This window comes from Kitasatospora sp. NPDC086801, from assembly GCF_044745805.1.
GTDB lineage: Bacteria > Actinomycetota > Actinomycetes > Streptomycetales > Streptomycetaceae > Kitasatospora.
The window spans coordinates 127,142-145,694 of record NZ_JBIVAX010000012.1 but is presented as its reverse complement, the minus strand read 5'-3'; the positions used below and the strand labels follow the sequence as shown (position 1 = coordinate 145,694).

Annotated in this window: 16 protein-coding genes; 9 read left to right on the top strand and 7 right to left on the bottom strand. The window is 74.3% G+C overall.

Annotation, left to right across the window (positions count from 1 at the left end; genetic code table 11):
* Positions 1–13: 13 nt before the first annotated feature.
* Together ACIPLC_RS16620 and ACIPLC_RS16615 are read right to left on the bottom strand one after the other, a co-directional pair.
* On the bottom strand, positions 14–1,153 hold the full coding sequence (locus ACIPLC_RS16620; protein ID WP_400473689.1) for a YcaO-like family protein: 1,140 nt from the start codon (positions 1,151–1,153) through the stop codon (positions 14–16).
* A complete protein-coding gene (locus ACIPLC_RS16615) occupies positions 1,150–2,094 on the bottom strand; it encodes an aKG-HExxH-type peptide beta-hydroxylase (RefSeq protein ID WP_400473688.1) in 945 nt (314 codons plus the stop codon). The genes ACIPLC_RS16620 and ACIPLC_RS16615 overlap by 4 nt, the downstream gene beginning before the upstream one ends.
* Before the next feature lie 874 nt (positions 2,095–2,968).
* Between ACIPLC_RS16615 and ACIPLC_RS16610 the strand changes: the two genes are divergently transcribed.
* From ACIPLC_RS16610 to ACIPLC_RS16590, 5 genes are all read left to right on the top strand, one after another.
* Positions 2,969–3,313: a ferredoxin gene (locus tag ACIPLC_RS16610; protein ID WP_400473687.1), complete on the top strand. Its 345-nt coding sequence runs from the start codon at positions 2,969–2,971 to the stop codon at positions 3,311–3,313.
* Positions 3,314–3,319: 6 nt separating this feature from the next.
* Entirely contained in the window at positions 3,320–4,480 is a 1,161-nt protein-coding gene (locus ACIPLC_RS16605) for a glycosyltransferase family 4 protein (protein WP_400473686.1), read from the top strand.
* 43 nt (positions 4,481–4,523) lie between these two features.
* Positions 4,524–5,945, top strand: a complete 1,422-nt coding sequence (locus tag ACIPLC_RS16600) for a N,N-dimethylformamidase beta subunit family domain-containing protein (RefSeq protein ID WP_400473685.1) — start codon at positions 4,524–4,526, stop codon at positions 5,943–5,945.
* 87 nt (positions 5,946–6,032) lie between these two features.
* Positions 6,033–7,382, top strand: coding sequence for a nucleotide sugar dehydrogenase (locus ACIPLC_RS16595; protein ID WP_400473684.1), 1,350 nt, complete (start codon positions 6,033–6,035; stop codon positions 7,380–7,382).
* Positions 7,383–7,397: 15 nt separating this feature from the next.
* Positions 7,398–8,330 (top strand): NAD-dependent epimerase/dehydratase family protein, encoded by a 933-nt coding sequence (locus tag ACIPLC_RS16590; RefSeq protein ID WP_400473683.1) that lies wholly within the window; start codon positions 7,398–7,400, stop codon positions 8,328–8,330.
* A gap of 17 nt (positions 8,331–8,347) precedes the next feature.
* Here the strand turns inward: ACIPLC_RS16590 and ACIPLC_RS16585 are convergent, their stop codons facing one another.
* Positions 8,348–9,175: an aldo/keto reductase gene (locus tag ACIPLC_RS16585; protein WP_400473682.1), complete on the bottom strand. Its 828-nt coding sequence runs from the start codon at positions 9,173–9,175 to the stop codon at positions 8,348–8,350.
* A gap of 90 nt (positions 9,176–9,265) precedes the next feature.
* On the opposite strand from ACIPLC_RS16585, the gene ACIPLC_RS16580 reads away from it, so the two are divergent.
* Positions 9,266–9,433 (top strand): hypothetical protein, encoded by a 168-nt coding sequence (locus ACIPLC_RS16580; protein ID WP_400473681.1) that lies wholly within the window; start codon positions 9,266–9,268, stop codon positions 9,431–9,433.
* Between the two features lie 62 nt (positions 9,434–9,495).
* Here ACIPLC_RS16580 and ACIPLC_RS16575 read toward each other — a convergent pair whose 3' ends face one another.
* Both ACIPLC_RS16575 and ACIPLC_RS16570 read right to left on the bottom strand, forming a co-directional pair.
* Positions 9,496–9,909: a VOC family protein gene (locus ACIPLC_RS16575; protein WP_400473680.1), complete on the bottom strand. Its 414-nt coding sequence runs from the start codon at positions 9,907–9,909 to the stop codon at positions 9,496–9,498.
* Positions 9,910–9,919: 10 nt separating this feature from the next.
* A complete protein-coding gene (locus ACIPLC_RS16570) occupies positions 9,920–10,339 on the bottom strand; it encodes a helix-turn-helix transcriptional regulator (protein ID WP_400473679.1) in 420 nt (139 codons plus the stop codon).
* A gap of 347 nt (positions 10,340–10,686) precedes the next feature.
* Here ACIPLC_RS16570 and ACIPLC_RS16565 point away from each other — a divergent pair, with 347 nt between their 5' ends.
* Positions 10,687–13,437, top strand: coding sequence for an SdrD B-like domain-containing protein (locus tag ACIPLC_RS16565; RefSeq protein WP_400473678.1), 2,751 nt, complete (start codon positions 10,687–10,689; stop codon positions 13,435–13,437).
* Positions 13,438–13,535: 98 nt separating this feature from the next.
* The gene (locus ACIPLC_RS16560; RefSeq protein WP_400473677.1) at positions 13,536–14,300 is read left to right on the top strand and encodes a hypothetical protein; all 765 of its coding nucleotides are present in this window, start codon (positions 13,536–13,538) and stop codon (positions 14,298–14,300) included.
* A gap of 25 nt (positions 14,301–14,325) precedes the next feature.
* Here the strand turns inward: ACIPLC_RS16560 and ACIPLC_RS16555 are convergent, their stop codons facing one another.
* On the bottom strand, positions 14,326–15,648 hold the full coding sequence (locus ACIPLC_RS16555; RefSeq protein WP_400473676.1) for a right-handed parallel beta-helix repeat-containing protein: 1,323 nt from the start codon (positions 15,646–15,648) through the stop codon (positions 14,326–14,328).
* A 151-nt stretch (positions 15,649–15,799) separates the two neighbouring features.
* Between ACIPLC_RS16555 and ACIPLC_RS16550 the strand changes: the two genes are divergently transcribed.
* The gene (locus ACIPLC_RS16550; RefSeq protein ID WP_400473675.1) at positions 15,800–16,939 is read left to right on the top strand and encodes a Dyp-type peroxidase; all 1,140 of its coding nucleotides are present in this window, start codon (positions 15,800–15,802) and stop codon (positions 16,937–16,939) included.
* A 163-nt stretch (positions 16,940–17,102) separates the two neighbouring features.
* On the opposite strand, the gene ACIPLC_RS16545 is transcribed toward ACIPLC_RS16550, so the two are convergent.
* Positions 17,103–18,314 carry a cytochrome P450 gene (locus tag ACIPLC_RS16545; protein ID WP_400473674.1) on the bottom strand — a complete coding sequence of 404 codons (1,212 nt, stop codon included), beginning with the start codon at positions 18,312–18,314 and terminating at the stop codon, positions 17,103–17,105.
* Positions 18,315–18,553 lie beyond the last annotated feature (239 nt).

Sequence of the window (18,553 nt, the reverse complement as noted above, 5' to 3'; positions counted from 1 at the left end):
GTGCACGGGGCTCCTAACCGAAGGGGTGCGGGCGGCCGGTGTCGGGACCGGAGGGCAGCGGGAGGGCGCCGGGGGCGATCACGCGTACCACCCGGACCCCGGCGTCGCGGGCGGGTTTCGCGGTGGTCTCGACGAGGACCACGTCCTGGCCGGTGTGCTCGGCGAGGACGTGCAGCGGGTCGGTGTGCCCGGCGGGGACGTGCAGCGGGTCGGTGCGCCCGGCGCTGCCGGGCCGACCGGCCGGGGGCGGCCGCACACCCCACAGGCGCAGGCTGTCCTGGCGGTGGAACGTCCAGAGCGCGTGCTGGACGGCGGTGGCGGGGGGAGTGGCGCCGTGCCACCGCTCCCAGGTGCGGCGCGCGACCTGCGTCCGCATGCTCCAGCGCACCATCACCGCCTCGTAGGCCGCCTTCTCGACCAGGGCCCCGATCGTGTCCGCCGGCCCGCAGCGGGCCCCGAACGCCTGGCCGGTGCCGTCGGCCCGGTGCAGGCACACGACGGCGCAGGCGGTTCCGGCGGGGGCGGGAACGGTGAACGCGGTCGCCACCAGCTCACCGGCCCGCAGGAACGCGGCCAGCGGCGGTGGCGGGACGGCCGGGAGCAGGCTCGGCGGCCGGTCGGCGAGCCCGTACCAGCTGCGGCGCACCAGGTCGCGTTCGAGCACCTCCCAGGCCGCGTGCCGCGCCGCCGCGGCGGGGTCGGGGTGCGCGGCGATGCCGGTGGAGCCGGCGGCGGGCGTGGCGTCGCAACCGGCCGGGGGGCGGTGCTGGAGGAAGGCCGAGCCCGCCGGGACGAGCACCTCCGCGCCCCGGACGGTGCGACCGCGCACCCACAGCCGGCGGGCGTCGGGCCGCACCGGCGGGGCCAGCGCGGGTACGCCCTGCCGGCGCAGCTCCCGGTGGGTGGTGACGACCTCAGCGGCCGTCTCGGCCTCGCGCCCGGCCAGCACGTTTCCGAGGCGTTCCAGGAGTTCTCCGCGGGCTCCGGTGGCGACCTGGTCCCGGTCGTGCCCGGCGGCGCTGCCCACCAGCACCGGCGCGCCGTCGGCGGCGCTCGTGCCCTCGAACGCGGGCGACCGGGCGGCGACCCGGGCGAACAGCAGCTCCGGTTGGTCGGGGTAGGGGGTGAACACCTGGGGCGTCCACGCCGTCACGCGGGCCCCCCGAGGACGGCGGCGCACTGCGCGAGCAACCGTCGGCCGTGTGGGGTGAGGGTGTCGGTGTGGGCGGTCAGGGTGGTCACGGCCTGGTGCGCGGAGGCCAGCAGGTCCTGGTGCCGGGCGTCGACGGCCGGGCCCGGACCGGTGAAGCGCCGGTACAGCAGCACGCTGCGCGCCAGGACCACGGTCTGCTGGAAGAGTCCGGTCAGCGGCCGGGGGTCGGCCCGCAGCGGAGTGGCGACCAGCAGTTCGGTGCGCCGGCCCGGGGTGTCCGGGCCGGCGGGCCGGTCGGGCAGCAGGAACGGTTCCGCGAGGGCGGCGGCGTTGCACCTGGTGTGCGCGCCCTCGTGCACCAGCGCCTCGGCGAACCGCACCGGGCCGGGCAGCCCGGCGGCGCTCGCCGTCAGTCGCGCGCGGTGGACGAGGACGGCGCCGTGCACGGTGAAGTCGGTGTACCCGTCGATGGCGTCGCCCGTCAGCAGCGCGACCTCGGCGACCGACTCCCGCACCTCGGCTGCGGCCTCGGGCCAGACCCGCGCCAGCAGGCCGAGGGACTGCGCCAGCGCCTCCCGTTCGGACCCGCGCCACCGGACGACGTCGGCGGTGACCGGCGTGCCGTCCGCGCCCGCGCGGGCCGGGATGGACCGCAGCGCGCGGGCCACACTGCGGCTCAGGTGGTCCTGCGGTTCGGCCGGGCCGAAGACGGGCGGCGGCAGGTGGTCGAGCCGGGCCGCCAGCGTCCGCCGCAGCTCGGGGGACAGCGGACCGGACCGCAGTGCCCGTTGCACGGTGTGGACGGTCTCGACGGCCGCCGGATGACGCAGGCCGTCGCCCGGTGGTGACGGCAGCTCCGCCCGGTCGAGCACCGCGCGCAGCCGTTCCAGCAGCCGCGCCCGGTCGTCGACGGCCTCGTGGGCGTCCGGTTCGACGTCCATGCTCTCCCCTCCCCGCTCCTGGTCCCTGCTCCTGGACTGGTCCCTGCTCCCGGACGAAGGACGTGCGGCAGGCCGCGAAGGCCCGCCGCACGGCGCGCAGGTCCCTAGGCCCTAGTCGCGCGAGGGGACGTCGACCATCAGCGCGAGTTCGGGGAGGTCTTCTTCCATGACCTGCTCGATCTCCTCGTTCATCGAGGACTCCCTTCACCTCACCGGCCCCACCGTTCTCGGCAGGAGTCACCGGCGGTGTCATCGTCCGGGACGGGGCTCGGCGCCGCCAAGGGTGAGCGGCCGGACACGGTGGGTGTACCGGCCTACGTGGAGGAGTCCGGAATCCGGGCTTGCCACCCGAACTGTGGGAACGGGATTTCGCATGGCGATCGGAGGGGAATTCCGGGCCGGCGCGGTCCTTTCGGAGAAAGGCCGGCGTACTCGACCGGCTGCGGTTTTCGCGGATTTCACCCTGCGGTGATCGGCCCGGGGTGAATCATCCGGACGGTGGTGGATCGGCCTCGGCGGCGACCATCGGCGGTGGCGCCTTCCGCCCTGTTCCGGCCAGGTCGGTCGGGCCGGAAACGGGCGAAGACGGCCGGATGACGCGGCCTTCCGCTCGGCCGGAAGGGTAGGTAATTTGAGGTCGGCGACCCCCCGTTCCACCGGGGCACCGGCAGCCAATCGCGCACCTCTGGTGGTCGGTTGAATGCTCGTCGATTCGTGCACGGCGAATTGTGGCGGGTGGGTTCGAAGGGGGTGGGGGCGTCGGTCGGGGCGAAAGCGTCGGGTGCGCCCGCCCCATGGCGTCGCGCGTGCTCGGGCGGACACGGCCCTTCGCCTCCCGGCGACGGAGCGGTGACGCAGGACGGAGGGGGAGCCCATGAGAGGCGACTGGCGGATCGAGGTCGACGGCCGTCGGTGCATCGGTTCGGGGGTGTGCACGAGCACCGCGCCCGGGCGCTTCACGATCGACGACACCCGGCGATCACGGCCGACCGCCGGTGAGATCGCCCCCGACGAACGGGTGCTGGACGCGGCGTTCACCTGCCCGATGGAGGCCATCTCGGTCGTCGAGCGGAGCAGCGGCCTGACCCTCTTCCCGGACGCCGGGCCGCCCGCGGCCGACCGGGAGGAGAAGCCGCCGGGCCCACCGGAGCCCGCCCCGCCCCGCCGGCCCGACGCCGCCCCGCACCGGTCGCCGGTGCCCCCATTGATCGAGGAGTAGACCGGAGTGCGCATCGCCTACCTGCACGGCGGCACCATCCCTTCGTTCTTCGCCAACGGCGTCCACGTGATGCGGATGTGCGACGCGTTCACCGCCGCCGGGCACGACGTCACCCTCTACACCGCCCCCGGCTCGTACCCGGCCGACGACGCGTACGCCTACTACGGCGTCCGTCACCGCTTCCCCATCCGCGCCGTGCCCATCCCCGAGGACTCCCCGGCCGGCTACTGGCGGCGCGCCGAACGGGTCCGGGGCCTGCTGGTCGGTGAGACCGCTCCCGACCTCGTCTACGGGCGCGACCCGTACGGCCTCGCCGCCGCGGCGGACCTCGCGCCCTTCGTCTACGAGGTGCACCAGATCCGCCGGGACGTGTCCCCGCCCGGGACGGAGCACCGGCTCCTCGGCCACCAGCGGCTCGCACGGGTCGTCGCGATCACCCACGCGCTCGCCCGCGACTTCCAGGAGGCCCACGCCGACCTGGGGCCGCTGCCGATCCTCGTCGCCCCCGACTGCGCCGACCCGCCCGCCCCGCCGACCGCGGCCGCACCGATGCTGCCGGGCCGCCCGGACGTGCCGCGGATCGGCTACGTCGGCCACCTCTACGACGGACGCGGGATCGACCTGATCCTCGAACTCGCCGACCGGCTCCCCGGTCTGGACTTCCACCTGATCGGCGGCGCCGCCGAGGACCGGGCCCGCTGGGAGGGATCCTGCGGACTGCCCAACGTGTTCTTCCACGGGCACCGCCCGCCGGCCGAACTCCCCTCCTACTACCCCTCCTTCGATGTCGTCCTCGCCCCGTACCAGCGGAAGGTCTACACCTGGGGCAGGCTCGGCGAGACCGGGCGCTGGGCCTCCCCGATGAAACTGTTCGAGTACATGTCCCACGGCCGCCCGATCATCGCCTCCGACCTCCCCGTCCTGCGCGAAGTTCTCCAGGACGGCGTCAACTGCCTGCTGCGCCCGCCGGACGAGCCGGACGCCTGGGCCGAGGCCCTGGCCGGACTGGTCGCCGACGGGGCCCTGCGTCGCGCCCTCGGCGACGAGGCCCGGCGGCAGCTCCTGGACCGGTACACCTGGCGGCGCCGGGCCGACCGGGTGCTCGCGGGCCTCCCGGGGCCGCGGGGTGAATCCTCGCCGAACCGCCAGACAGTGAACGGACCCTGACGATCAGTCAAGAAGATCCCACCCTCCCCGGTTGGAGAACCGCATGCCCCAAGCACAGCGCGAGGCCGCGTCCGCCGCCGGACCGGCCGTCGACGGATACCCGGCCCGGCCGAGCGTGCGGGCCGGGGACACCCTGCGGCTGCACGTGTCGACCCGCGCGGCCCGGTTCCGGGCCGACTTCTTCCGTTGCGGCGCCCGCATCCGCCACCTGGGCTCCGTCCAGGGGCCGGGGCGGTACGCACCGCCCGGGCGGCACGACGAGGACTGGCGCTGGCCCGGCCACGACGTCACCGTTCCCGCGAACTGGCCCTCCGGGGTGTACATCGCCGTGCTGAGCCCCGCGACGACCGCGCTCGCGGACCCGGCGCCGCCCGGCGCCGAGGCCCTGGACGCGCGCCGCTCCCGGATCCTGTTCGTGGTGCGGCCGCGGGAGCCCGCCCGGACGTCCCGCATCCTCTACAAGGTGCCGGTCTTCACCTACCACGCCTACAACCGGAGCGGCGGCGGATGCCTGTACGGCTCCCTCCACCACGACGAGGCCGCGCTGCGCGCCGGCACCAGGACGGTCAGCCTGCGCCGCCCGGGCGGCGGCATCGGCGGCCCGGTCAAGGGCAGCCCGGACGCCCATGACCCGCGCACCCCCCGGCAGACCTTCGCGCACTGGGACGCCCCGTTCATCGCCTGGTTCGAGGCCGCCGGCTTCACGGCCGACTACTGCACCGACCTCGACCTGCACGAGTCGCCCCGACTCACCGACGGCTACCGGCTGTTGATCTCCGTCGGCCACGACGAGTACTGGAGCGAGGACGTCCGCCGCAACGTCACCGCCTTCCGCGACCGGGGCGGCAACTTCGCGCTGTTCGGGGCCAACACCTGCTGGTGGCGGGTCACGGTGAGCGGCGACGGCGCCGCCCTGCGCTGCGCCAAGTACCCGCCCGGCGTCCGGGACGTCGACGTCGACCGACTGCGCGGTTCCCCCGGCCACTGGTGGGAGTCGGAGCCGGAGAACGCGCTGACGGGCGTCAGCTACCGCAACGGCGGCGGCCACTGGGCGGGTCGCCGGGCCCCGCTGGGCTTCACCGTCCAGCACGCCGACCACCGGGTCTTCGCGGGCACCGGACTGCGCGACGGCGACGTCCTCGGTGCCGGACACGCCCTGGTGGGCTACGAGTGCGACGGCGCCGCCCACCGCCGCGACGCCGCCCACCGGGCGGTGGCGACCGGAGCGGACGGCACGCCCGCCGGCTTCACCATCCTGGGGGTCGCCGACCTGCCCGCGGACCCGGCCGCCGGCTGGCAGTTCGCCGCCCGCGAGGACCCGGACCCGGGCCGGGCCGCGACCTTCGGCCTGTACACCAGGGGCGGCACGGTGTTCACCGCCGCCGCCACCGACTGGGCCCGCCTCCTGCCCCTCGACCCGCAGGTGCGCGCCATCACCCGCAACGTCGTCACCCTGCTGTCCTGAGGCCCGGACGGCACCCGCCGCCCCGCCGGGCAGTGGTCTTGCGCATGCCGATACAGCTGGGGCGGCTTCGCCCGGAGGGGAACGTGTATGCCCGCACGGCAGGACACCGGCGACGCCGCGGCGCGCCGCCTGAGCGCCCGCGCACCGTCCGTCCCGTCGACGCCTCCCAGCCGGGTGGTCGTCGTCGGCCAGGGCTACGTGGGGCTGCCCCTGGCGGTCCGCGCGGCGCAGGCCGGCCACCGCGTCGTCGGCTTCGACGTGGACAAGCAACGGGTCGGGCAGCTGCGCGCGGGAGAGTCGTACGTCCTGGACGTCCCCTCCGCGCGCCTGGCTCCGCTGCTCGCCTCCGGGGCCTACCGCGCCAGCACCGACCCGGCGGACTGCGGCGGCTTCGACATCGCGGTGATCACCGTCCCCACCCCGCTGCGCGAGGGACTGCCGGACCTCTCGCACGTCGCCGAGTCGGCCCGCACGCTGGGCGTGCTGCTCCGGCCGGGCGCGATGGTCGTCCTGGAGTCGACCACCTACCCGGGCACGACCGAGGAACTGGTCGGGCCGATCCTGGAGGAGATGTCCGGACTGGTGGCCGGCCGGGACTTCCACCTGGGCTACAGCCCCGAGCGGATCGACCCGGGAAACCCGCGCTGGCACCTGGAGAACACGCCCAAGGTGGTCTCCGGGGTGAACCGGACGTCCCTGGAGCGCGTCCAGGCGTTCTACGGTTCGATCGTCGACGCCGTCGTACCGGTCACCACCTGCCGCACCGCCGAGCTGACCAAGCTCCTGGAGAACACCTTCCGCCACGTCAACATCGCCCTGGTGAACGAACTCGCCATGTTCGCCCACGAGTTGGGTGTCGACGTATGGGAGGCGATCGACGCCGCCAGCACCAAGCCGTACGGCTACCTGCGGTTCGTCCCCGGTCCGGGCGTGGGCGGGCACTGCCTGCCGATCGACCCGTCGTACCTGTCCTGGTGGGCCGAGCGCACGGCCGGCCGCACCTTCCGGTTCGTCGAACTCGCCAACGACGTCAACAGCCGCATGCCCGACTACGTCGTGCGCCGGCTCGTCGACGCCCTCGCCCGGCGCGGCAAGACCGTCGAAGGCTCCCGGGTCCTGCTGCTCGGCCTCTCCTACAAGGCCAACACCAGCGACGCGCGCGAGACCCCCTCCGCCCGCGTCGCCGAACTGCTCCTCGCGATGGGCGCGCAGGTGCACGCGGCGGACCCGCACGTCATCCACCCGCTGCCCGCGCCCGCCGACGCGCTCGACGGCGTACGGATGGTGGCCGCCACCCCCGGCGAACTCGCCGCCGCCGACTCGGTGGTGCTGCTCACGGACCACGACGCCTTCGACTACGACACCATCGCCGCCTGCTCCACGTACGTCCTGGACTGCCGCCGACGCCTCAGCGGCGACAACATCGACATCCTCTGACAGGGAGGGACCGGCATGAAGATCGCGATCACCGGCGGCGCCGGATTCATCGGCAGCAACCTCGCCCACACCCTGGCCGAGTGCCCGCAGGTGTCCGAAGTCCGGATCGTGGACGACCTGTCCACCGGCTCCAAGGACAACCTCGCCCCGCTCGCCGTCCACTTCCTCGAAGGCAGCGTCCTGGACGCCGCCCTCCTGGACCGCGCGTTCCACGGCATCGACGCGATCGTGCACCTGGCGGCGCTCCCGTCGGTCCCCCGGTCGGTGAACGACCCCGTCGCCAGCCACCACGCCAACGCCACCGGCACCCTGTCCGTCCTGGAAGCCGCCCGACGGGCCGGCGGCGTGCAGGTGATCGCCGCCTCCTCGTCCTCCGTCTACGGCGCGAACCCGCGCCTGCCCAAACACGAAGGCCTGCTCCCGGCCCCGATGAGCCCGTACGCCGCGAGCAAACTCGCGGGCGAGGCGTACCTGAGCGCCTACCACCACTCCTACGGCCTGCCGGTCCTCCCGTTCCGCTTCTTCAACGTCTACGGGCCCCGGCAGCCCGCCGGGCACGCCTACGCCGCCGTGGTGCCGGCCTGGATCAGCGCCGCGACCACCGGCCGGCCCCTGGTGGTGCACGGCGACGGCGGCCAGACCCGCGACTTCACGTACGTCGCCACCGTCTGCCGCATCCTCGCCCGGGCCGCGCTGCGCACCGTCGCCGACCCCGAACCGGTGAACCTCGCCTACGGCACCCGCACCTCCCTGCTGGACCTGATCGCCGAACTCGAACTCGCCACCGGGACGACCCTGCACCCGCAGCACACCGCGGCCCGCCCGGGAGACGTCCGGCACTCCCAGGCGGACAACACCCGGCTGCGCGCCCTGTTCCCCGAGGTCGAGCCGACCGCCCTGCGCGAGGGCCTGGAACAGACCGTCCGGTGGTTCCGCGGCAGGGCCTGAGGCCCCCGTGCCCCTGGTCAACCCCGGTGGTCGAAGGTGTCCGGGTCGGGGCCGATCCGGCCCCCGTCGGCGAGGGCGGCGATGGCGGACAGGTCCTCCGGGCCCAGGGCGAAGTCGAAGACGTCGATGTTCTCCCTGATCCGGGCCGGGGTCGCGGAGCGGGGGATGACCAGGTTGCCGAGCTGGAGGTGCCAGCGGATGACGACCTGGGCCGGCGTCTTCCCGTACCGGTCGGCGATCCGGGCGAGGGCGGGCTCGGCGAGCAGCCGGCCGCCCTGGGCGAGCGGGCTCCACGCCTCAGTGGCGATGGAGCGCTCGGCGGCGAGCGTGCGCATCCGCTCCTGGGGGAGGTAGGGGTGCAGCTCGATCTGGTTGACGGCCGGGACGAGACCGGTCTCCGCCAGCAGCCGTCCGAGCGTCGCGGCGGTGAAGTTGGAGACGCCGACCGCCTTGGCGCGCCCCTCGGCGTACAGCCGCTCCAGGGCCCGGTACGACTCGACGTACCGGTCCTGCCGGGGGACGGGCCAGTGGATCAGGTAGAGGTCCACGTAGTCCGTGCCCAGGCTGCGCACGCTCGCGTCGAACGCGCGGAGGGTGCGGTCGTAGCCCTGGTCGGCGTTCCCCAGCTTGGTGGTGAGGAAGACCTCCGGCCGGGGGACGCCGACGTCGCGGACCGCCCGGCCGACGCCCGCCTCGTTGCGGTAGACCCGGGCGGTGTCGATGCGGCGGTAGCCGGCCTCCAGCGCGTGGGTGACGGCCGTGTAGGCCTGGTCGTCGGTCAGCGGCCAGACACCGAGGCCGACGCGCGGGACGGCGGAGCCGTTGTTGAGGACGAGGCGTTGCACGGGGCGGGGCGCTGCGGCCCCGGCTTGCGGGTGCCGGGGGCGCGCGTTTGAGTGGGGTGGTACCGCCGGAATCGGGGACGAGGAGGCGCCATGTCGCACCACAAGCCCAACAAGGACGTCGAAGGCGACCCGGACACCGGGCACGGGCGCGGCCTTCCCCGGCGGCCCGACGAGGAGGAGCTCGAAGAGCGCACCGAGGAGGACCGCGAGGAGGTGGGCCTGCCCCCGGACCCGGACGAGCGGCCCGAACAGGGCTAGAACAGGGCTAGAACGGGGCTAGCACCTGGTCAGGGCCCTGTCCGGCGGGGGCAGGGCCGGCGTTACCGGCGCGGCTGGCTGAAGCGGACCGTGTTGCCCGCCGGGTCGCGGAAGGCGCAGTCCCGGACGCCGTAGTGCTGGTCCATCGGCTCCTGGAGGACCTCGGCGCCCGCGGCGCGGATCCGCTCGAAGGTCGCGTCACAGTCCTCGGTGCGGAAGTTCACTGCGCGTAGCAGGCCCCTGGCCATCAGGTCGGCCACCGCCTGCCGGTCGGCGGCGGCGGCGTTCGGGTCGGCGAGCGGGGGTTCGAGCACGATGTCCACGTCCGGCTGCGAGGGCGAGCCGAGGGTCACCCACCGCATGTCCTGGAAGCCGACGTCGTTGCGCACCTCCAGCCCGAGGGCGTCGCGGTAGAAGGCGAGCGCCTTGTCGTGGTCGTCGACGGCGATGAAGCACTGGGCGAGCTTGATGTCCATGCCCATCACGCTACGGACCGGTGGGGTCGCCCGCTTCTCCGTTCCTGACCGGTCGGGTGTGGACCTTGGCGACGCAGGCCGGGAGCGCGGCGGCGTGGTCGTGGTCCCGGGCCCGGTACGCGCTCGGGGTCTCGCCGACCAGCCGGGTGAACCGCGAGCTGAACGAGCCCAGCGAGGTGCAGCCGACCGCCATGCAGACCTCCGTCACGCTCAGGTCGCCGCGTCGCAGCAGTGCCTTGGCCCGCTCGATCCGGCGGGTCATGAGGTAGCCGTACGGGGTCTCGCCGAAGGCGGCGCGGAAGCTGCGGGAGAAGTGGCCCGGCGACATCAGGGCGGTGTGCGCCAGCGCCGGCACGTCCAGTGGCTGTGCGTAGTCGCGGTCCATCCGGTCGCGGGCCCGCCGCAGCCGGACGAGGTCGGGGAGGGGCACTCGGGACACCTGGGGCACGTCTGCCACGCTACCCGTCCGGTCCGACAGGGTCGCGCCGTGGTGTGCAGCGGCTGCTGAGCCGGGCCGCCCCGCCGCCCTCGCCGCCCTCGCCGTCCCCGCCGCCCCCGTCCGGGCGGATCTCGGCTGAAAGGGGTTGTTTTCGAGCATGGCGGCCGATATCGGATGATCGGGGCCAGATTCGAACACTTGGTGGAGTGGATGTGGCGTATTGTCACACGTGCACATGAAGTTTCGTCAATTCCCTTGCGAAGTTTGTGGATTGCCGATCTGCTGATGACTTCTGATCGGTCAGGGTGTGATGACCCGTCGATGATGAGAGCGGGACATTGGGACGAACGAGTCAGCGAACGAAGAGCGTCGCGCAGGTCGCGGCGCTGACGGTGGGACTCGCCGGTGCGGCGCTGGTGACGGCTCCGGCGGCCTTTCCACAGCCCGGCGACGGTGCGGTCACGGTCCGGGTGATCCGGGCGGTGGACACCAGCGGCGTGTGGACACCGGCCCTGGAGCCGGGGCTCGCGGGCGTGAAGGTGACGCTCACGGATGACGCCGGGGTCGCGATCGAGGGAATGACGGCGGCCGACGGGACGGTCACCCTCGCCCCGGCGGCGGCCAAGCCGTCCGGGGGCAAGTACCGGGTGCAGGTGGTGAATCCGAAGCCGGGAGTGCTGTTCCCGGCGTTCGCCTCACGGCAGGGGCTGGACGGCGCGCCGACCCAGCTGAGCAGCAACGAGGAGTTCGTCGACCTCTCGGGCGGCAAGAACGTGGCGTACACCACCGGGCTCTGGAACCCCGGTGACTACTGCCAGAAGAACGCCCCGCTGGTCACGACCTGCCAGCCCATGGACCGCGAGGGCGGGGTCCAGCGCACGCTGGTCTCCTTCCCGTACAGCGCGCGTGGCCAGGACGGCGAAGGCGTGACCGCCACGAACCTCGCCACCAACGCCGAGACCGGCACGCTGTACGGCATCGCCTGGGACAAGGCCGACCGGCGGGTGTTCTCCTCGGCCGTGGCCAAGCGCACCACCGACTACGGGCCGGGTGGTGCCGGCGCGATCTACGTCACCGACCCCGCGCAGAAGAAGACGACGCTGTTCACCACCGTCCCGAACGCGGGCTCGACGGCCCACGGCGGCGGCACCGACGACGCCTTCCTCGACACGCCGGGCAAGGAGAGCCTCGGCGGCATCAAGATCACCGACGACGGCAAGGACCTGTTCGTCGTCAACCTCAACGACCGCAGGCTCTACCGCTACAACGCCACCGTGGCGGCCGCCGGGACCCCGACGGCCAGCTACCCGATCCCCGACCCGGGCTGCCCGGCGGCGGGGGACTGGCGCCCGTTCGGCCTGGGCCTCCAGGACGGCACCGGCTACCTCGGCGGGGTCTGCTCCGGCGAGTCCACCGGCAAGCTCGCCGACGTGCGCGCGCTGGTCCTGCCCTTCGACCTCGCCACCGGCGGGTTCGGCAAGCCGGTGCTGGACCAGCCGCTGGACTACCCGCGCCAGTCCACCGTCGGCTCGGGCCCGTGCGACGGCGCGAGCTGGTTCCCGTGGACGAGCACCTACCCGACCACGCAGAACGGCCGCCCGTGCGGCAGTGCCACCATCGCCCAGCCCGAGCCCGAGTTGGGCGAGATCACGTTCGAGACCGACGGCTCGATGCTGCTGGCCTTCCGCGACCGCTTCAGCGACCGCGCGCCGGGCGCCCCGACGCCGGGCTCCGTCGCCGTCGTCATGTCCGGCGGTGACCTGAACAAGGCCTGCCGGGCGAACGGCACGTACGTGATGGACACCAACAACGGGTGCGGGCTCGCCCCTCGGGGCACCCGGTTCTTCGACACGACCTGGGGCGGCCACCGCAACACGGCGTTCGCCGGCATGGCGCTGTCCAAGGTCGAGAGCACCGTCGCGGTCTCCGCCTTCGACCCCAACCACACCGCCCTCGGGTACGGCACGTCGTTCCTCCAGCGGGCGAACGGCCAGCAGGACCCGCAGTTCGGCTTCCGGCTCAACCCGGCCGGGACGATCGCGCCGTTCGGCAAGGGCGCCTCGATGGGCGACCTGGAGGTGCTCTGCGACCAGGCGCCGCTGCAGATCGGCAACCGGGTCTGGTACGACCCCGAGCGCAAGGGCATCCAGAACCCGGGCCAGCGCCCCGTCGAGGGCGCGACCGTCCACCTCTACGACGAGTCGGGCAAGCTGGTCGGCACGACGAGGACGACGAAGCGCGGCGAGTACTACTTCGACGACTCCGACGTCACCGGCGGCCTCAAGCCGAGGACCAAGTACACGATCCGGCTCGACAACCCGGCGGACTACGCCAAGGGCGGGCCGCTCTACCAGTGGGTGCCCACCGACGCGGACGTCGGCGACAACCACTTCATCGACTCCAAGGGCCTGGTGCCGCCCGGTACGAAGTTCCCCGAGCGGGCGCTGACCACCGGCGGGCCGGGCGAGAACGACCACACCTTCGACTTCGGGTTCCGGCAGCAGGAGGGCGCGCTGCGCCTGGTCAAGCACGACCAGGACGGCAAGCCGCTGGCGGGGGCGAAGTTCCAGCTGTGGCACGACACCAACGGCACCGACGGGCTGCAGACCGGCGGTGACAAGCCCGACACGGCGGTGGGCGGCCCCTGCACGACCGGCGCCGACGGCCTCTGCCAGGGCGCCGGGGTGCCGGGGGCGTACTACTGGCAGGAGCTCAGCCCGCCCGACGGCTACGCGGCTCCGGACACCACCGTGTTCGGCCCGCTGGTGCTGACCTCCGACAACCTCGCGGACGGTGTCTCGGTGACGGCGGTCAACCGGCTGCTGCCCACCCCGACGCCGACCCCGACGCCGACCAACTCGTCGAGCCCGACGAGTTCGCCGAGCGCGCCGGAGCCGACCACGCCGCCGGGGCCGACGGAGTCACCGAGCCCGTCGACGGTGAACCCGCTGCCCCCGCCCGGGGGGCAGTTGCCCAACACCGGCGCCAACGCCCTGCTGCCGCTGGGGATCGTCGGCGGCGCGGTGCTGGTGGCGTCCGGCGGTGCGCTGGTCCTGGTCGCCCGTAGGCGCAGGGCGCGGCACCAGTAGGAACCGGTGAGGTGGGGCGGGTCCGTGGCGCAGGTCGTGCCACGGGCCCGCCCGCCTTCCGTTCGCACGACGGTGATGACGAGGAGGAGGGCTGCCAGATGGCCCGCAGGAAGATCGGGAAGAGGGCGCGGTTCCGCCTGCTGGTGGGGGTGGTCGGCGCGGTGGTGGTCGCCGGGGCCACGGCCTTCGGGGTGACGGCCCGGGGCGGACCGGAGGAACGGGCGGTGACCATGGACGAGGCGTCCCGGCTGGCGCTGTCCCGGCTGTCGCTGTACCAGGCCAGTCCGGCGGCGGTGGCGCTCACCGCGGTGGAGGGCGGCGGCGTGCAGATCCGGGTGGAGGGGGTGGTGGACTACCGCACCCGCCGGGGGGTGGGCCGCTACCGGGTCTCCGGGGCCTCGGGTCAGCTCGACCACGGCCTGATCATCTGGGACGGCGACGGCCTCGGGCTGGCCCCGGAGCCGGCCGGCGACGGCCCCGCCTGGCAGCAGGCCGAGCACGTCCCCCGTTCCGGCTGGTCGCCGCGCTCGTACACGGCGGACCCGCTGGACGCCGGGCTCGGCCTGCTGGTCCGCCTCGGCGCGGACCGGCCGGACAACCCGCTGCTGCTCGCCCAGTCCGGGGCGCGCCGGCTCGGCCGGGACCGCATCGACGGCCGCGACTACGACCGCTTCTCCGGCCCGCGCGCCCAGGGCGTCGACCCGGGCGTCGGGCCGTCGCCGCTGACCTACTGGGTCGACGGCGACGGCTCCCTGCGCCGGGTCACGATGCGGATGTCCGGCCTGGGCACCCCGACGACCGTCGACCTCACCGGGCGGCAGGACGGCGTGCGGATGCCGGAGGCGCCGTGGGCCGCCGGGTGAGGCCCCGGCTCACCGGGGCCGTGGCCTACCGGGGCTGCGGCGGTGTCGGCAGGGCGGCGGCGTCCGTGGGCAGGGCGTAGCGGTCCGGGTCGACGGGCCCCGGCAGGTCCGTCGCCGGACGGCCCGGCGCCGAGGGGTCGGGCAGGGACGGCTGGGCGGGCGGGGCCGGCACCTGGTGGAACGGCACGCCGGGCGGCGCCGGGACGGTGGCGGGCTGCCCGCCGGGGAGCGGGCCACGGCCCTGGGCCCCGCAGGCCGCCAGGCCCTCCAGCCCGGCCGGGCTCTGGGTGTCGGGCGTGTTGCCGGTGAAGCAGTTGCCGGGGTCGGCGGAGGCCAGTACGAGGTCGACGCCGTTGCCGGTGGCCCGGTTGCCCTCGACGCGGTTGCCGCTCGCGGGGTGCCCGGGCGGGTCGGTGACGATGACCCCGGCGGCGCGGTTGCCCTGGACGAGGTTGCGCAGCACCTGGTTCGCGGTGCCGCCGCCGATCCCGAGGCCGAGGCCGAAGCCGCCGTCCGCCTGCTCCGGCGTGTCGGCGGCGTTGTTGTCGGCGATCACGTTCCCGGCGATCACCGCGCCGTGCTGCGGGGCGAGGGACTCCAGGTCGTTGGAGTTCACCGTCACGCCGACCCGGTTGCCGGCCACCCGGTTGCCGAGGATGTGGAGCCCGTCGGAGGCGTTGGTGAGCTCGATCCCGACCGCGTTGCGTTCCACGGTGTTGCCGCGCACGAGGGTGTCGCAGGGCTTGCACTGGCCGACGTAGATCCCGGAGTCGGCCTGCCCGGAGGCGTAGGAGTCCTCGATCACGCCGCCGCGCGCGTCGAAGGCGTAGATGCCGTACAGGCCGTTGTCGTACGCCGTCACCCGGGAGGCCCGGAAGCCCTGGACGGCCGGGAAGCGGTTGGTGTCCAGCGGGTCGTACGCGGAGCCGCCGGCGCCGTGCCGTTGCAGGTGTTCGTCGGTGACGCCGGTGAACAGGACGCCGTTGGCGAGGTAGCCGTGCACGGTGAGGTTCTCCACCACCGAGCCGGCGCCGGTGACGGTGATGCCGTTGACGAGCCGCACACCGCCGTCGAAGACGACGCCGTTGCGGTCCGTCCCGCGCAGGACGATGCGCGGCTTGGTGATCCGGACGCTCTCCGGGTACACGCCCGGATGGACCAGCACCGTCTCGCCCTCGCGTGCGACGTCCACGGCCTGCTGCACGGTGGGGAAGTCCTCCGGGACCTGGACGACCGTCCCGGCCGGATGGCGCGCGTCGGCGGAGGAATCGCCCGGTGCGGCGCAGCCGGCCAGGGCCAGGGTGGCCCCGAGCAGCGCCGCGGACAGTCGTCGCAGGGGTCTCACCACACGTGCGGGTGATGAATGGTGAGTGAGTTGACGCATCATCGGGAGTTGCATGAGAGGTGTTCTATCGTCTCCAATGTCGCCCATGCATGCCGAAACCGGAAAAGTGCGGAAACAGGCGGAAGCCGCCAGAACCGGTATTGACCGAAGGGCCGTGATCGCGGCCGGAGCGGTGCTCGCCGCCGGACTCGGCGCCGGCGTCGGGGCGTTGGCGCGCGGCGGCCACGACGGCGCCGCGCCGCACCCGGCGGCCCCGCCCCCCGACCCGGCACCCCCCTTCCACGGCCCCCGCCAGGCGGGTGTGACCGCGCCCCAGCAACCCGCCACCCACCTGCTGGCCTTCGACCTCGCGCCCGCCACGACCGCCGGCGGCCGGGACGCCCTGCGCGGCCTGCTCGGAGACCTCACCCGGCTGCTGGCCGCCGCGACCGCCGGCACCTCACCGGACCTTCGACTCCAGGGTGCCGAACCGGCCCGGCTCACCAGCCTGGTGGGCGTCGGCCCCGCACTCGCCGCCCGGCTCGGCCTCGACGTCCCGGCCGCACTCGCCGACCTGCCGACCTTCCCCGGCGACCGCCTCGACCCGGCGCGCGGCGGCGGCGACGTCCTCGTCCAACTCTGCGGCGCCGACCGCTGGACGCTGACCGTCGTCGCCGAACTCGCCACCGCCGCCGCCCGCGCCGCCGGCGCCGCACTCCGCTGGACCCAGTCCGGCTTCCTGCCCGCCACCGCCCCGGGCAGCACCGCCCGCAACCTGTTCGGCTTCAAGGACGGCACCGCCAACCCCGACGAGCCGACCGCCCGGCAGTGGGTCTGGGGCCCGCCGGGAGCGCACGAGAACGGCACCGTCCTGGTCTACCGGCGGATCCGGATGGACGTCGCCGCCTTCGCGGCCCTCCCCGGGGACCGGCGCGACCTGGTCATCGGCCGCCGCGCGGGCGACGGCGCCCCGCTCACCGGCACCGCCGAACACGACGAACCGGACGTCTACGCCAAGAACCCGGACGGCTCCTACGTCATCCCCGCCACCGCCCACGTCCGGCTCAGCAGCCCCCGTCTCGACGGCGGCGCACGCATGCTCCGCCGCGGCTACAGCTACGACGACGGCCCCGACGACCGCGGCCTGCTCTTCTGCGCCTTCATGCGCGACCCCGCCCAGTTCACCCGTGTCCAGACCCGCCTCGCCACCCGCGACGCCCTGAACCCGTTCGTCCAGCACCAGGCCTCCGCCGTCGCCTACGTCCTCCCCGGCGCCCCCGAGGGCACCACCCTGGGCGAGCGGCTCTGGGGCTGACGGGGGTAAGGAGGGAGGCGGCCGCCGGCGCGGTGGCCGGCGACGACGCGGCGAGGCGCGGTCGCCCCCCGGGAGCTTTCCGATCGAGGGGGCGCCCGCCCTGCCCGCGACGGCCCGGGGGCCGACGCGGGCTGCTCGCTGCGGGTGGCCCGGTGTCCGGTGGCTACCAGGCGACCGGCAGGTGGGCCGGGCTGCGGGTGGTGGTGCCGAGTTGCCAGGTGAGGCGGTCGACGGGGGTGGTGAGGCGGAGGCCGGGGAGGGCGGTGGCGAGGCGGCGGAGGGATTCGCGCATTTCCAGGCGCATCCGCCAGGCGCCGAGGCAGTAGTGGGGGCCGGCGCTGAAGGCGAGGGTCGGGGCGGGCAGCGGGTGGTCGAGGTCGGCGTCGAGGCCGTCGGGGAAGACGGCGGTGTCGCGGTTGGCGCTGCCGAGGCTGACGGCGAGGACGGCGTCGCCGGGGATGTGGACGCCGCCGAGGTCGACCGGTTCGGTGGCGCGTCGGGTGGTGGCCTCGTCGTCGCCGAGCGGGATGAAGTGGAGGAGGCGTTCGGTGACGTGTTCGGTGGTGTCGGGGTCGGCGAGGCGGGGCCAGTACTCGGGGCGTTCGCCGAGCAGGTAGACGAGGGCGTTGCCGAGGGCGCCGGTGACGCTCTCGTTGCCGCTCGCGGTGAGCCCGCAGACCAGGTAGACGAGGGATTCCTCGGGGACGCCACCGTCCTGGTCGGCGGCCCGGACGAGGCTGCTGACGAGGTCGTCGCCGGGGGTGCGGCGACGCCGGGCGATCAACTCGCCGGTGTAGGCGGCGTATTCGGCGAGCGCGTCGGCCGGGTCCAGGGCGTCGTCGGCCGGGGCGGCAGTGTCGTCCTGGGTGCCGTCGGAGAGGATAGCGCGGGTCCAGCGGCGGAGCCGCTGCTCGTCGAGGTGGTCCGGCCCGTCCCCGTCGAGCCCCATCAGGCGGCTGGTGACGGCGAAGGGCACCGGCCGGGTGAAGGCGTCGACCAAGTCGGCGGGGGAGCCGCCGGCCGCGAGGGCGTCGACGGCCTGCTGGACGCTCTCCGCGACCCAGGGCTGCCAGCCGGCGATGGCGCGTGCGGTGAAGGCCCGTTGGACGGTGCTGCGCAGCCGGCGGTGTTCCGGTCCGTCCTGGTTGAACATCGACGCCGGGTTGCTGGAGACGTCGGCGCCGCCGCCGGGGGTGCCGACGGTGTGCAGGTCGCCGCGGGTGAAGCGGGGGTCGGTGAGGGTCTGTCGGACGTCGTGGTAGCGGGTGACCAGCCAGGCGGGGGTGCCGTCGGGAAGGGTGGTGGGGTGGGGCGGCTGGGCGGGGGTGACGGGGAGTCGGTGCAACGGGGGGAGGGCGGGTGCGGCGGTGGACATGGGTCCCTTCGGGGTCGGCGGTCCGGCGCGGGATGAGAATCCAACTGTCGTATTTACGTAGGTAATTGGATCCTGCTGCTGCTTGTCCCGTTGGTCCCGATGGTAGCGATTTCACCTCCTTCGGTCAGGGTTTCACCGGGGCCTGTCCGGCGTCGGATCGGCGGGCAGCAGCGGCCGGAGGGCGCCCAGGACGGCGCCGATGCAGACCTCGCGCAACTCCTCGCGGCTGCACGTCTCCT